At 65.9% G+C, this 14,167-nt stretch carries 13 protein-coding genes; 7 read left to right on the top strand and 6 right to left on the bottom strand.

What is annotated here, in order from left to right:
- The 6 genes from VMI09_12225 to fabF all read right to left on the bottom strand — a co-directional run.
- The coding region (locus tag VMI09_12225) for an ArsA-related P-loop ATPase (GenBank protein ID HTQ25456.1) at positions 1–1,009 on the bottom strand (1,009 nt) is incomplete at its 3' end.
- Positions 1,010–1,094: 85 nt separating this feature from the next.
- Positions 1,095–1,988 (bottom strand): Phenylacetic acid catabolic protein, encoded by an 894-nt coding sequence (locus tag VMI09_12220; protein HTQ25455.1) that lies wholly within the window; start codon positions 1,986–1,988, stop codon positions 1,095–1,097.
- 54 nt (positions 1,989–2,042) lie between these two features.
- A complete protein-coding gene (locus VMI09_12215; protein ID HTQ25454.1) occupies positions 2,043–2,330 on the bottom strand; it encodes a hypothetical protein in 288 nt (95 codons plus the stop codon).
- Positions 2,331–2,344: 14 nt separating this feature from the next.
- Complete coding sequence (locus VMI09_12210) at positions 2,345–4,018, bottom strand: AMP-binding protein (GenBank protein ID HTQ25453.1); 1,674 nt, start codon at positions 4,016–4,018, stop codon at positions 2,345–2,347.
- Positions 4,019–4,225: 207 nt separating this feature from the next.
- The gene (locus tag VMI09_12205) at positions 4,226–5,203 is read right to left on the bottom strand and encodes a beta-ketoacyl-ACP synthase III (protein HTQ25452.1); all 978 of its coding nucleotides are present in this window, start codon (positions 5,201–5,203) and stop codon (positions 4,226–4,228) included.
- Between the two features lie 4 nt (positions 5,204–5,207).
- On the bottom strand, positions 5,208–6,473 hold the full coding sequence (gene fabF / locus VMI09_12200) for a beta-ketoacyl-ACP synthase II (GenBank protein HTQ25451.1): 1,266 nt from the start codon (positions 6,471–6,473) through the stop codon (positions 5,208–5,210).
- A gap of 228 nt (positions 6,474–6,701) precedes the next feature.
- Here fabF and VMI09_12195 point away from each other — a divergent pair, with 228 nt between their 5' ends.
- The 7 genes from VMI09_12195 (at position 6,702) to VMI09_12165 (ending at position 14,119) form a co-directional block, all read left to right on the top strand.
- Positions 6,702–7,073: a hypothetical protein gene (locus tag VMI09_12195; protein HTQ25450.1), complete on the top strand. Its 372-nt coding sequence runs from the start codon at positions 6,702–6,704 to the stop codon at positions 7,071–7,073.
- A gap of 103 nt (positions 7,074–7,176) precedes the next feature.
- Complete coding sequence (gene tkt, locus VMI09_12190) at positions 7,177–9,207, top strand: transketolase (protein ID HTQ25449.1); 2,031 nt, start codon at positions 7,177–7,179, stop codon at positions 9,205–9,207.
- A gap of 150 nt (positions 9,208–9,357) precedes the next feature.
- Positions 9,358–10,101 (top strand): 6-phosphogluconolactonase, encoded by a 744-nt coding sequence (gene pgl, locus VMI09_12185; protein ID HTQ25448.1) that lies wholly within the window; start codon positions 9,358–9,360, stop codon positions 10,099–10,101.
- A 107-nt stretch (positions 10,102–10,208) separates the two neighbouring features.
- Positions 10,209–10,808: a DUF2939 domain-containing protein gene (locus VMI09_12180; GenBank protein HTQ25447.1), complete on the top strand. Its 600-nt coding sequence runs from the start codon at positions 10,209–10,211 to the stop codon at positions 10,806–10,808.
- Between the two features lie 199 nt (positions 10,809–11,007).
- Positions 11,008–12,273, top strand: coding sequence for a hypothetical protein (locus VMI09_12175; GenBank protein HTQ25446.1), 1,266 nt, complete (start codon positions 11,008–11,010; stop codon positions 12,271–12,273).
- A complete protein-coding gene (locus tag VMI09_12170; GenBank protein HTQ25445.1) occupies positions 12,233–13,009 on the top strand; it encodes an SBBP repeat-containing protein in 777 nt (258 codons plus the stop codon). The genes VMI09_12175 and VMI09_12170 overlap by 41 nt, the downstream gene beginning before the upstream one ends.
- Before the next feature lie 123 nt (positions 13,010–13,132).
- Positions 13,133–14,119: an SBBP repeat-containing protein gene (locus VMI09_12165; GenBank protein ID HTQ25444.1), complete on the top strand. Its 987-nt coding sequence runs from the start codon at positions 13,133–13,135 to the stop codon at positions 14,117–14,119.
- Positions 14,120–14,167 lie beyond the last annotated feature (48 nt).

Raw genomic sequence — 14,167 nt, 5'->3', positions numbered from 1 at the left:
CGCCGGCATCCGCCGCGCCGGGCGATTGGGGGAGTGCCGAACCTGCCGGCGCCTGCGCGCGGACTTCGGCCGCGCGCAGCGCCGCGAGCTGGCACGCCAGCTCGCGTATCAGCGCGAGCCCGGCCGCCCCCGGGCATTCGGCAAGCTCGATTACCGGCGCTCCGACGCGCCGGCGCACGAGCTCGAGCGCGCGCCGCTCTCCCACGGCGCGCTTGAGTTCATCCTGGGCAAGCGCGGCAAGGCCGTCGCGAAGTGCCGGCGCGGCGCGCAGTGCCGGACGGCGCGTCAGCCGCGCGACGGCCGCCGCGTCGAAACGCGGCCGGCGCGTGCGGTTGAAGATCAACGCGGCAACATCGAGGCCGAGGCTTTTGAGCGCGGCGTGCGTCTCCAGCGTTTCGCCGATCGCGAGCGGCTCAGACGAGGTCACAAGCACCACGCCGCATCGCGCGGGATCGCGGAGCAAGCGGGCGACCCGATCGGCGAGGCCTCCGACAATCCCGGCGCCGAACATCTCACGCGCGACTAACGGCATCCGCAGCACGCTCATCGCCTGGCCCGACGCCGGAGCATCGAGCACGATCATGTCCCACGGCGGCGAGGGCGGCCGGTACTCGAGTTCGTGGTAGATCTTCCCGGCCATGATCAGCTCGCGCAAACCCGGCGCGGCTTCGACGAAGTAGCGGTATGCGCCGCTGTTGACGACCGCTTTGAGCATCGCGCGGCCGGGCACCACGGTCGTGAGATATTCCTCGAGTTGATGGGCCCCGTCGAGAATTACGGTCCAGAGGCCGGGCCCGGCTTCCACCGGGTCGAGAGCGGGCTTGCTGCCGATCGCGGTTGCGAGCGCGCCTAGCCGGTCGTATTCCATCGCGAGCACGCGGGACGACGCGCCCGCGCGCATCATCGCAAGCGCGCCGCTCACGCTCGTGCGCCCGACGCCGCCCTTGCCGACCACAATGAGCGCGCGGCGTCTAAACAACTCGTCGATCATGTACGCGCTTGCATCCACAGATCTGTATCTACCGGTTTGCATTCGCGGACTCGCCGCTATGGCTTCGCACCGAGGATTCGCCGGCGCAATCCGCGCAACCCGATCAGAGGAAGCGGCGGCCCTGGCGCTCGTCGGGAAGATCTAGGCCGAGCGCGAGGAGTTTGCGATCGACATATTCCTTGTACGCCGCGCGGATTTCCGAATTGCCCACGCTCTTCAGGCCCCACTGGATAAACCGCGGCGTGTTGGGCGAATCGGAGCGCCCGAACATATCGAGCGCCGCCGAGTACCATTTCGGCAGTAACGCCTGGGCGAGCGCCCGGCCGCGGCGCTCGGCGCAGATCGCGCTCAGAAAATAGTAGCCCATCTCGGAGTGACCGAACTCGTCGCGCTCGACCGTGCGCGAAATTTTGCGCAGCGGCACATAGCTCGACTCGCGCCAGTCGCGGGCATGGAAAGCGCCGTTGAGATCGATCAGGAAGTGGAAGAATGCGTCGTCGGCCCAGGTGTCCTTGGGCAGATGGAACGCGTAGTGCGCGTAGGGCACGTCGCGGAGCGCGAAGTCCGAATCGAGGCCGACGGCGATCCGATGGAACATGATCGCGTGCTTGAGTTCTTCGGCCAGATATTCCGACTTGATGAGCCGCGCCGCTGGATCGGGCGCGAACGTCTCCGCCGCCTCGATACACGTGCCCATCAGGCCCAAAAAGCTCTTGTTGCCCGCGCGCTCGCCTTCGTGACGCAGCATCTTCATCAGCAGCGCGCGACAATCCTCGGGCAGTTCGTCGCCCTCGTCGAAGTTATGCTCGGGACGATCGACCTTGCAGGAGAGGTCGGGCAGCGGATCGCCCTGCGCGTAAATATCCGTCCAGAACGGCCAGAGCCCGCCGCCACGGACCCGTTCGCCGCGTTCGGCGCGGCCGCCGCTTTCGTCATGCGTAATATCTTCCAGAGCGATGTCTTCCGAACCGTGCGAGGTCAAATCGCCAGGTGCCATATTCCGATACCTCTCCCGCGGCTGCTCGCTTGAATCTAGCCCGGCGCGCTCGTCTTACGCAAAACGGGCTCTGGCCGCAGCGGCGCGCGCGGGATCGATCGCGCCGGCGCGTTCGGCCTGAAAGCCGCAAACGCATCCGGCGAGCCCGGCTGCGTAAAGATCCATTTCGCCGTCGGCCAGTTCGCGCGCCATCCCGGGCAACAGCTTGTCGCCGACGCATCCGAGCGCCGCGCCGCATCGCGCGCATCGGAGCCGGTAGTAGGTGCCGTAAGTGGCAACGCCCTCGACCGCCATACCCAGCGGTTCGTAGGCGGCGCGGATTTCATCCAGGATTGCGCTCATCGAAGTTCTGCGGCTTAGAAGCCGCCTCCCGCTTTCTTTTCGCCGGCCGCGCGCGCGAGCCTGGCCACGATGTCCGCGCGCAAATCCTTCTTGGAGATCTTGCCGACCGCGGTTATCGGAAACCGCTCGACGATTTCGAGCCGCTCGGGAATCTTGAAGCGGGCGATGCGGCGCGCCTCGAGATGGCGCGCGAGCTCCGCGAAGGTCAGGCTCTGCCCCGCGCGCAGCACCACGTACGCGCAGGCGCGCTCGCCCATCACCTCGTCGGGCATCGCGACGATCGCCGCATTGGCGACCGCAGGATGCGACAGCACGAGGTCTTCCATTTCCTCGGCGCTGATTTTCTCGCCCCCCCGATTGATCACGTCTTTGCGCCGTCCTTCGATGACCAGGTTGCCGCTCGGATGCATCATCACGAGATCGCCGGTGCGGTAGAAGCCGTCGGGGGTGAACGCGCCGCGGTTGTGCTCTTCGGCGCGGTAGTAGCCGCGCGGCGTGTAGGGCCCGCGGCACAGCAGCTCGCCGACTTCGCCCGGCGCGACCTCGCGGCCGTCGTCGCCGACGATGCGCAGCTCGTCGTGCTCGCAAATCGGGCGGCCCTGGGTGTTGACGATCACTTCTTCCGGATCGCCGCGCCGAGTCGAACAACACAGCCCCTCGGCCATCCCGTAAACCTGCGTCACCACCGGGCCGATTTCGCTGAGGATACGCCGCGCGGGCTCGGGATTGAGCCGCTGGCCGCCGACCGCCATCGATCGCAGCGAGGAGAAATCCGTCCGCTTAAAGCGCGGATCGTTGAGCCAGCTCACCGCCATCGCGGGCACCGCGCAAATCCAGGTCACGCGCTCGCGCTCGATCAGCGGGAAGACCGTCTCGGCTTCGGGCGACGGTGCAAGCACGATTTTGGCGCCCATCAGGATTCCCGATTGCACCGCGGCGAGCAGCGGAAAGTTGTGCATCATCGGGATCGCGATCAGCGCGACACCGTCGCGTTCGAAGCCCAGACATTCGGCCAGGCGTAGCGAATTGTAGAGATAGTCGTCGTGCGTGCGCGGGATCACCTTCGGCAGCCCCGTGCTGCCGCCCGAAAGCTGGAACACTGCGATTTCGCCGGCGCGAGGGCGAAGCTGCGTGAGCGCCGAGGGCGCGATCCGTTCTTCGATCGGATCGTCGAGCAGGTCCCCGAGCAGCGTCATCCGGGCCTCCGCGCGCGCACCCCTCACGAACACCTCGCGCATCGACGGCAGGGAGGGGCGCAACTCGGCCGCCATCCCGACGTAGTCGAAGCGCCGGTACTCGGCCGGGATGAGCCATGCGCAGGCGTCGGTGAAGCGCGCAAGATGGCCGATCTCGGTGTGGCGATGGGCCGGTAGCGTCGCGACCGGAATCGCGCCGGTCTTCAGACAGGCGAAATACGCGGCGACGCATTCGAAACTGTTGGGCAACTGAAAGATCACGCGCCGGCCGTAGGCGACGCCGCGCTCCGCGAAATGAAGCGCCAGCCGCTCGACCGCCGCGCCCAGCTCTCGATAGGTGACGCGCCGTTCGCCGTCCACCACGGCCAGGCGCGCCGCGTTCTCGGCGACCGAGCGGTCGAAGCGATCGCCGATCGGCTCGCCGCGCCAGTAGCCCAGCTTTCGATAGAGCTCCGCGGCCGGCTCCGGCCACGGCACCACGCCTTCGAGCATCAAGAGTCCTGCCGCCTTTCGCGGGGAGCTGCAGGCGCGGCAATCCCGGTCATCTTCAACTTAAAGTATCGCTTTCAGATACCTATTCCGGCTGCCGCCGTGGCCCTCTCGCGCACTCTTTCTAGCTCACCAGCGAGTCCACGCGAAAGCCTTGGACGAATGAGCGTCAGAGCGCCGCGGACACCGCCGCGAGCACGGGCGCGCGGCCTACCACCGCAACAGGTTGGCGCCCCAGGTAAGCCCGCCGCCGCACGCGTTGAGCATCACCAGGTCGTTGTCGTGGATGCGGTTGGCTTCGAGCGCTTCGTCGAGCGCGATTGGCACCGACGCCGCCGAGGTGTTGCCGTAGCGATCGATATTGGTAAAGACCTTTTCATGCGGGACGCCCAGGCGTTCGGCAACCGCGTTAAGGATGCGGATGTTGGCCTGGTGAGGAACGATCAGCGAGACGTCGGCGATGCTGATGCCGGCGCGCTCGGCCACTTTCTGCGTAACGTCAGCCATCGAGCGCACCGCGAGCTTGAACAACTCCGGTCCTTTCATCTTGATCGCATCGTCAGGCGAGCGCCGCACCTCGGAGTCGAGCGTCGCGCGCACCCCCGTCGATCGCACGGAGAGCAGGTGCCAGTACTCGCCCGAGGAGCGCAGCAGGCTCGCAAGGACGCCGCGCGGCCCCGGCTCGGAAACCATCACCGCCGCCCCGGCGCCGTCGCCGAACAGCACGGAGACCGCGCGATCGTTCCAGTCGACCATCGTCGAGAGCGCGTCGGTGCCGACCAGCAGAACGCGCGAGTAATCGCCCGCGCGCATTGCGTTGTCGGCCACGCTCAGCGCATAGACGAAACCCGAGCACGCCGCGGCGACGTCGTAGGCCGGAATCGTATCGAGCCCGAGGCGATGCTGGAGCTGGCACGCGAACGAGGGAAAGCCGTATTCGGAGGAGACCGTGCCGACGATGATCGCGTCGAGCTCGGCGGGCCGGATGCCGGCACGCTGGAGGGCGGTGGTGCTCGCAGCGGCGGCGATATCGACCAGTGACTCGCCGCTCGACATCACGTAGCGCCGGGCGATCCCGGTGCGGGTGCGCACCCACTCGTCGGAGGTGTCGACGATCCGCGCAAGATCATGATTGCTGACCGCGGTGCGCGGCAACGCGCGTCCGGTCGCGACGATTCGCGATCCCATCGTGTTACTTCCCGCTAAGCTCGACCGCCGGCTTGAAAGCCAGCGTCGTGTTGGTACCGCCGAAGCCGAATGAATTGTTCAGCGCGATGCGAATCTTAGCGGGCCGCGGCCGATTGGGCACGTAGTCGAGATCGCATTCGGGGTCGGGATGTTCGTAGTTGATCGTCGGCGGCACCATCCCGCGCCCGATCGCCAGCACCGTGTAAACCGACTCGATCGCGCCGGCTGCACCGAGCGTATGGCCGGTCATCGACTTGGTCGAACTCACCGCGATCTTGGCCGCGCGTTCGCCGAAGACGCGTTTGATCGCCTGGGTCTCGGCGGTGTCGCCCTGCGGCGTGGAGGTGCCGTGCGCGTTGATGTAATCGACCTGATTGAGGTCAAGCTCACCGTCCTGCAGACACAGCATCATGCAGCGCGCGGCGCCCTGTCCCTCGGGCGAAGGTGAGGTCATGTGATAGGCGTCGCCGTTGGCGGCGTAGCCGGCGATCTCGGCCAGGATATTGGCGCCGCGCGCGAGCGCGGCCTCGCGCTCCTCGAGGATCAGCGCCGCTGCGCCCTCGGACATCACGAAGCCGTCGCGTTCCGCGTCGAAGGGACGGCTGGCGGCCTCGGGCGCATCGTTACGCGTGGACAGCGCGCGCATCGCGATGAAGCCGCCGATGCCGAGCGAGGTCAGCGCGGCTTCGGCCCCGCCGGTGATCGCGGCGTCGATATAGCCGTCGCGGATCATGCGGTAGGCCTCGCCCACGGCGTGGCTGCCCGAGGCGCAGGCGCTGGTGGTGGCGAGGTTGATGCCGCGCGCGCCGTAGCGGATCGCGATCTGTCCGGGCGCCAGGTTGCTGATGAGCTTGGGGATAAAAAACGGCGTGATCCGCTTTAGCCGGGTGTCGAGAAACAGCAGATGGTTTTCTTCGATCGTCAGCAGCCCGCCGATGCCCACTCCCACCAGCACGCCGATGCGGTCTGCGTTGCTGTCGTCGATCTTGAGCGCCGACTGGCGCATCGCCTGCTCCGCCGCGCCCACCGCGTACTGGATGAAGAGGTCCATCTTCTTGACGTCCTTCTTCTCGATCCAGTCGTGGGGATCGAAGTCGCGCACTTCGCCCGCGATGCGGGCGGCGAAGTCGGAAACGTCGAAGCGGGTTACCGGACCGATGCCCGAGCGACCGGCCATCAATGCTTCCCAGTTCTTTTCGATTCCCGTGCCCAGCGGCGTGACCAGGCCCAGGCCGGTTATCACCACGCGGCGATCGCCGATGCGTCTCATCTAAGCGCGATGCTCCTAAGGAGGTCGTTGTAACGTTCAATCTTGTATCAAAAGCAGCGCCAGTTCTATATCACCGGCGCGCGGCGCCATCGACAGCTCTATCGACAATCAATAGACAGGCTGCGCGGCTGGTCCACGGAACTCGATTCCGCCGATTTTCGCGAGCCGCCGCGGCGCAGGCTTTCGCTTTCCTTGCAACGCGAGCGTAATGAGGTGAAAAATTGAGTGGTGGCGCTCTCCGACGACACATCGCTCAACGCCTTCATCAGACTCGCGGACAACCTGGGCGAACTCGAAGTCACCATCGGAGAGCGGGCGCGGCCGGCCGTCGCGGAACTCCGCCAGCGCCTGCGCGCCGCCGTGGCCAGCCGCGAGCGCGGCGACCTGGCGGATTCCTTGGAACAGCTGAGGAGCGCGATGGAGCGCCTGGCCGCGATCGCCGGCGAACTTGATCCCGCAGAGGGCGCGTTGATGCGGATGGTCGCGCAGAAGTTCACGGAGGCGCTCAAGCAGGGCGACAAGGGCGCCGCAAAAGAAACCGTCAAGCTGATGCGGCACAAGTCGGGCGACCCCGGCGACGAGGACGGTTCCAAGTGGTAGTTCGCCGCGGCGAGGGGGGCGTCCCGCGCGGAGTTCAAGTTAAAGTTTAAGATGAAACCGCGGCGGCCCGCAGCGGCCGTCCCCGACAACAATCGGAGTCATCGTGGTTCGCGCAACACAAATCAAGAGCCCGGAGGGGAATCTCGATCAACTGTGCATCAACTCGATCCGGGTGCTCGCGATCGATGCGGTGCAAAAGGCCAACTCGGGCCATCCCGGAATGCCGATGGGGATGGCGCCGATCGCCTATCTCCTGTGGACGCGCTTCATGCGCTACAACCCGGCCAACCCGAAATGGTTCGGACGCGACCGCTTCGTGCTCTCCAACGGGCACGGATCGATGCTGCTCTACGCGATGCTCCATCTGACCGGCCATGACCTGCCGCTCGAGCAGATCAAACGGTTTCGCCAGCTCGAGAGCATTACGCCCGGCCATCCCGAGTACGGCCTCACGCCGGGCGTCGAAACCACGACCGGGCCGCTCGGCCAGGGCGTTGGCAATGCCGTAGGAATGGCGATCGCGGCCGCGCATCTGCGCGCGCGCTTCGAACGCGACCACTCCGGACTGTTCGACCATCGTATCTTCGGCTTCTGCGGCGACGGCGACCTGATGGAAGGCGTGGCAAGCGAAGCGGCGTCGATCGCCGGACATCTGGGCCTCGGCAACCTGCTCCTCATCTACGACGACAACCACATCACGATCGACGGCGGCACAGACCTGTCTTTCGACGAAAACGTGACCGAGCGCTTCAACGCCTATGGATGGCACACGCAGGGGGTGGACGACGCCAACGACCTGGCGGCGGTTGGGCGCGCGATCGAAAACGCGATCGCCGAGGAGAACCGCCCGTCGCTCATCCGCGTGCGCTCGCATATCGGCTACGGGAGCCCCAATCGGCAGGACACCTCGAAGGCGCACGGGCAGGCGCTAGGCGCGGAGGAGGTCAAGCTCACCAAACGCTTCTACGGATGGCCCGAGGAGCCGCCATTCTACGTTCCCGACGAAGCGCTAAAGCATTTTCGCGATTGCGGCGCGCGCGGCCGCGAACTCGAGGCGGACTGGAACGCCCGCTTCGATCGCTACGCCAGGGCGCATGCGAGCGAAGCCGCGGAATTCAAGTCGATGCTCGCCGGCGAGCTGCCCAAGGGATGGGACGCCGAGCTACCGCAGTTCACGCCGAAGGACACACTGGCCACGCGCGAGTCGGGCTCGCGTGCCGAGCAGGCGATCGCGAAGAAGGTCTGGAACCTGTTCGGCGGCGCGGCCGACCTCAACGAATCGACCTTCGTCGACGTCGTCGACGGCGGCGACTTCGAGCGCCACGACCATACCGGCCGCAACCTGCACTTCGGCATACGCGAGCATGGGATGGCCGCGATCCTGAATGGGATCGCGCTGCACGGCTGCTTCATCCCCTACGGTTCGAGCTTTCTCATCTTCACCGACTATTGCCGGCCCTCGCTCAGGCTGGCGGCGCTGATGGGTGTCCACGTGATTTACGTCTTCACTCACGATTCGATCGGGCTCGGCGAAGACGGCCCTACGCATCAGGCGGTCGAGCAGCTCGCGGGATTGCGCGCGATTCCGAATTTCACCGTGATTCGCCCGTGCGACGCCAACGAGGCGGCCGAGGCCTGGCGCGCCGCGATGACGCATCGGGGTGGTCCGGTGCTGCTGGCGCTCACCCGGCAGAAGCTGCCGACGCTCGACCGCACCGCGATGGCGCCGGCGCGCGAATTGATGCGCGGCGCCTATGTGCTCAGCGAGACCCGGGGCCGCACCGCGGAGCTAATCCTGATCGCCAGCGGCTCGGAAGTGCATCTCGCGCTCGGCGCGAAAGACGAACTCGAAAAGCGCGGCCATGCGGTGCGCGTCGTCAGCATGCCGAGCATGGAAGTGTTCCAGAAGCAGGACGCGGCCTATCGCGATTCGGTCCTCCCGCCCGCGATTCGCCGGCGCCTCGCCATCGAAGCGGCGGCGACGATGCCGTGGTATCGATGGGTCGGGCTTGAGGGCGACGTGCTCGGGATGACGAGCTTCGGCGCGTCGGCGCCGTACCAGGACGTATTCAAGCACTTCGGCTTCACGGTGGAGAACGCGGTCGAGCGCGCGCTCAGGCTGCTCGCGCGATGAATTGAAGTATCGCGGCCGCACGCGAAGCGGAGCGAAGCCACCGCCGCCGGCGATCGGCCGCGCTCTTGCGTTCCGGTGATTTCGCCGCCGCTGGCGCGCCCCGCGCGCTTTAGGTTAATTTTCCGATAAACACCATCCGAGCGGATTCTCATGGCCGAACCGAAACTCATCATCCTGGACGACGCGCAGTCGCTGTATGTGCACGCAGCAGAGGAGATCGCGCATTTCGCCGGCGAGGCGATCTGCATGCATGCCGAGTTCACCCTCTGTCTCACCGGCGGATCGACGCCCGCGGCGACTTACGCGCTGCTCGCCGAGCGCTTCCGCCTCAGCGTCGATTGGAAGGAGGTGCAGTTCTTCTGGGGCGACGAACGATGCGTCCCGCCGGACGATCCGGCGAGCAATTTCGGGATGGCAAACCGCACGATGCTCAGCCGGCTGGATCTGCGTCCCGAGCAGATTCATCGCATCCGCGGGGAAGATCCGCCCGAGCAGGCCGCGGGCGCCTATGCCGAAGAGCTGCGGGCCTCCTTCGGGATCGGCAAGGGTGAATTTCCCCGGTTCGACCTGATCCTTGTCGGTCTCGGCGAAAATGTCCACGTCGAATCGCTGTTTCCGGGAAATCCTGCGCTGCACGAGCGCGAGCGGCTCGTGGTCGCGGTCGAGGTCGACGCCCCTCAACGCCATCGCGTCACGATCACTCCGCCCGTGCTCAACAACTCGGCGCGCGTCATGTTCCTGGTCGAGGGCAAGGGCAAGGCGGAGGCGGTCAAGAACGCTCTCGAGGGACCGCACGACCCCGACCGCTTTCCCGCGCAGATTATCGACCCGCCCAATGGCGAGGTCGTCTGGCTGCTCGATCGCGCGGCCGCCTCGCTGCTCTCGCATACCTGAGGCGGCCGGAGGCACGCTCCGGAAGTCCGCGGTAACGCCCGTCCCACAGCGGCGCGCAAGTGCTGTCCGCCTCGACAGTGCCCGACGGCTGACGCACAATAACCAGTATGGGTTTCGTCTCGCGCCACGCGATCGGAGTCCTGGCGGCAATCGCCGTCGCCCTGTGGGCCGTGTTCTACGTTCCGGCCACACCGTCCTACGCCATCTATCAGCTGAAGCTGGCGATCGACCAGCGCGACGGCGCGACCGCCGCGAGCTTCGTTGACTTTCCAAGCGTGGTCAAAAACGCCGGCTACGAGATGCTGCAGCAGAACGCCAAGGGCAACGACGTCATCGCGGCGCTGGTCGGCAAGGGCGCGGTGGACTTCCTGAGCGCGCCGTTGGCCGCCACGATTCAGCAATGGGCGACGCAACAGGTGAACAGCGGCGCGAGACAACTCCAGATGCCGGGCGCGGCCGTGCTCGGATCGATCGTGATGCTACATCGTTCGGGCGATACGGCGTGGACCGACTTCCGCGACAACAAGGGCGTGGAATGGAACATCCGCATGGCGCGCGAGAACGGCCGCTGGCGCATCAACGAGGTCAAGAACGTCCAGCAACTGCTGCAGCACTTCGAGCAGCAAAGGATGCGGGGCGGCACGCCGCCACCATCTGACAACGCTCCCGATAACGCGGTTCCCGGCGGTCCCTCAACGTCGCCCTGATTTCTCGGCCGAGAGTGGGCGCGAATCCCCACCCAAAGCAATCCTGCCAACGAAAAGAGTGCCGAAGCTCAGTTCTGAGGCGCATCCGCGCCCTGTTAAGCAAACTAACCGTAAAATCTGCTTTTGATTGATATTTTCTCCTTTGAACGGTTAATCTTACTTACAGCTTTCAATCCACTGCACTCTGGAGCAGGTTCAGATGACACAGGCCACGCCTTCGCATCGGGTTTTGAGCATCTGCAAGCATCTTGCCGGATTCGCGATTTTTCTGACGGCAATGACGGCGGGCATGGTCCTTTCTCCGGCATCCGTCGGCGCTGCCGACCGTGGGCCGACTTCGGAGAAGCGAATCACCGTTGTCGCTAACTATCCGGCGCCCGCCGCGGACTTTGGGCGCGCGTCGTCGGCCGACGGCGGCAGCCCCGCCGGTTCGGCGAATGCCGACCCGGCGGCGCGCTCGCGCGCGATCGACGCGATGAAGAAGGCGCCTCCCGGCTTCATCGATAACCGCGGTCAGGTTGACGCGCGCGCCGCCTTCTATGCGCGGCGCGGCAACGCGACGTTCTGGCTCACGCGCAAAGGCGTGGTGTTTGACCTCGCGCACAAGACCTCTGGCGCCGCTGCTCCCGAGGTGCGTCCGGTCGCGGCCGACGGTGGAGATCTGGCCGCGATGTCGCACAGCCAGTTTGAGCGAGCGGTCGTAACGGAAAACTTTCTTGACGCCAATCCCGCGGTGAAGCTCGAGCCGCAGATGGAACTGCCGACGAGCTATGGCTACATCCACGGTTCGGATTCCTCGCGATGGCTCGCCGGGGTCAAGAGCTACCGGCTGATCACGTATCGCGGCATCTGGCAGGGGGTCGATCTGAGGCTTTACGGAGTGGGCCGCGACCTCGAGCAGGAGTTCGTGATCGCGCCGGGAGCGGACCCGGGCGCGATCCGGATGGGCTTAAGCGGCGCGCGGGGGCTGCGGATCGCGAGCGACGGCGCGCTTCTGATCGATACTGCGGCGGGTCCGATGCGCGAGATACCGCCGTTTGCATATCAGCACGCCGGCGGCAAACGGATCGCGGTCGGCGCCCGTTTCACGCTTGAAAGCGCCAATCGCGTCGGGTTGGCGGTGGCGGCGTACGATCATCGCCGCCCGCTGGTGATCGACCCGCCGGTCCTGTACGCGACCTATCTCGGCGGTATCCACGACGATCGGGGTGAAGCGATCGCGGTTGACGGGGCCGGCAATACCTACGTGGCCCGGCTACTCTGCCTCGACCGCTTTTCCGGTGAGCGCCAATGCCTTCCAAACGATGCGTGCGGACCTCGGCTCCGAGATTTACAACACGTTCGTCACCAAGCTCAGTCCGGCGGGCGTGCTTCTGTATTCGACCTTTGTCGGCGGAACCCCGGACAAGGGCGGAACCTGCGGCGTGGGATTCTTTGGCGATTGCGCACAGCGTATCGTGGTTGACGGCGCCGGGAACGCATACGTCACCGGCACGACTTCCTCGGGCGACTTCCCGGTCACCGCAACGGCCTTCCAGCCCACGTTCGGCGGCGGCAGTTCAGACGCCTTTCTTTACGAGCTCAGCCCCGACGGCTCTCACCTGGTCTACTCCACCTTCCTCGGCGGCAGCGCCAACGAAGGCGGAGCGGGAATCGCGACCGACGGCAGCGGACACGTATGGGTCGGCGGCGAAGTGCGCGCCAATGGCACCTTCCCAACCACGGCCGGCACGTTTCAAAGGACCATCAAGGGCGCGGACAACGGTTTCGTAGCGGAATTCGACCTGACGAAGACAGGCGCGGCGTCGCTGATGTGGTCCACGCTGCTGGGCGGGACCAGCAGCGCTCCCTACGGCGGGGTCCTGGGATTGACGGTCGATGCGTCAGGCCACGTCTTCGTCACTGGTCAAACCCATTCCCAGGATTACCCGGTAACGGCCGCGACGGCTTTGCAGCCGACCTTCACTTTCGCCGGCGGCTGCCAGGGCGCCGGGAACGATCCATACTCGGCGGCGTTCGTCAGTAAGCTGAGTTCGGTCGGGACCAAGCTCCTGTATTCGATCTTCGTCGGCGGCACCAAGGTGGGCAGCGGCAACCTGTGCGATCAGTACGCCACCACAATCGCGCTCGACGGCAGCGGCAACATCTGGACGCTCGGCGCGACGGGCGCCGACTCGTTTCCCACGACCGCGAACGCTTAGAGCCAGACGCACTCGGGCGCCGCCGACATCTACGTCCACGCGATCAGCGCTGACGGAAGCACGCTTCTCTACGGCACCTACTTCGGCGGCAGCGGGAACGACTTTCCGACTTTTGGAATGGCGATGGATTCGTCGGGTGACATCTATTTCGGAGGCGTCAGCGCATCGGGCGGGGACTATCCGCTCAAGGACTCGGTGCAGGCCTTCGGCGGCAGTAATGACGCCGTCGTGAGCGAGATCCTTCCTGGCGCAGGCAGCACCTCGCTCATATTCTCGACTTTTCTCGGCGGCAGCGCCGACGACGTCGGCCAGGGCTTTGCACTCGACAGCCAGGACAATATCCACCTAAGTGGCGCGACCGACTCGACCGACTTCCCGGTGGTCAACGCGCTGCAGACCGAGTTCGCCGACGGCATCGCCTCGCCCGATCATAATGACGCTTTCGTCGCGGAGTTTGGCGCCGGGCTGATAGGGCAGGTCACGCCCGCGAGCGGCGGCAATTTCGGCTCGACGACGATTGTCTTGAACGGTGCAGGCTTCGAGAGCGGCGCCACGGCAACGCTCAAATCGGGGGGCAGCTCGGTTGCGAGCGGCCAGTTCGTCAAGGCCTCGGCCGACGGCGCGACGCTGCGCGCAACCTTTGACCTGACCTCGGTAGCGCCCGGAACGTACGACGTTGAGGTCGTGAACCCGGACACAACGTCGTTCCTTGCCGCGCACTCGTTCACGGTCGTGGCGGGCGGCGGCGCCAAGCTGTGGGCGAATCTGGTCGGACGCTCGTTGATTCGGGTCGGCACGCCTTCGACATTCAACCTGGCGTACGGAAATACCGGGCTCAACGACGCTTACTTCGCCCGCCTCTGGCTGACATTTCCAACTGCCAACCTGAGCTACCAGATCGGCACGACTCTGACTCAACCGCAGATCACGGGCAACCCGATCGATGTCTCGGCGGTGCCGCCCGACGTCAAGGTCGGCAGCCAGACGATCGTGCCTCTGATCGTCCCGGTGGTGCCGGCCGGCGGCAGCGGATCGATTCCGATCGTTTTCACCGCGCCGATCCTCGGGACAGACATACCGCTCAAAACCTGGATCAACCCGGCAGCCTAGGCCTCGATCGCGCCGGTGCTCAACGCTTCGCCGGAGCCGCCAAACGGG

The organism is Candidatus Binataceae bacterium (assembly GCA_035500095.1).
Taxonomy (GTDB): Bacteria; Desulfobacterota; Binatia; order Binatales; family Binataceae; genus JAKAVN01.
This window is presented reverse-complemented; position numbering and strand designations above follow the sequence as displayed.

What these genes read in the sequence shown, in the direction of transcription:
- fabF (HTQ25451.1), bottom strand. Translation starts at nt 6,473, where the DNA reads ATGAGACGCATCGGCGATCGCCGCGTGGTGATAACCGGCCTGGGCCTG.
- VMI09_12165 (HTQ25444.1), top strand. Translation starts at nt 13,133, where the DNA reads ATGGATTCGTCGGGTGACATCTATTTCGGAGGCGTCAGCGCATCGGGC.
- VMI09_12220 (HTQ25455.1), bottom strand. Translation starts at nt 1,988, where the DNA reads ATGGCACCTGGCGATTTGACCTCGCACGGTTCGGAAGACATCGCTCTG.
- VMI09_12205 (HTQ25452.1), bottom strand. Translation starts at nt 5,203, where the DNA reads ATGGGATCGCGAATCGTCGCGACCGGACGCGCGTTGCCGCGCACCGCG.
- VMI09_12210 (HTQ25453.1), bottom strand. Translation starts at nt 4,018, where the DNA reads ATGCTCGAAGGCGTGGTGCCGTGGCCGGAGCCGGCCGCGGAGCTCTAT.
- pgl (HTQ25448.1), top strand. Translation starts at nt 9,358, where the DNA reads ATGGCCGAACCGAAACTCATCATCCTGGACGACGCGCAGTCGCTGTAT.
- VMI09_12215 (HTQ25454.1), bottom strand. Translation starts at nt 2,330, where the DNA reads ATGAGCGCAATCCTGGATGAAATCCGCGCCGCCTACGAACCGCTGGGT.
- VMI09_12180 (HTQ25447.1), top strand. Translation starts at nt 10,209, where the DNA reads ATGGGTTTCGTCTCGCGCCACGCGATCGGAGTCCTGGCGGCAATCGCC.
- VMI09_12175 (HTQ25446.1), top strand. Translation starts at nt 11,008, where the DNA reads ATGACACAGGCCACGCCTTCGCATCGGGTTTTGAGCATCTGCAAGCAT.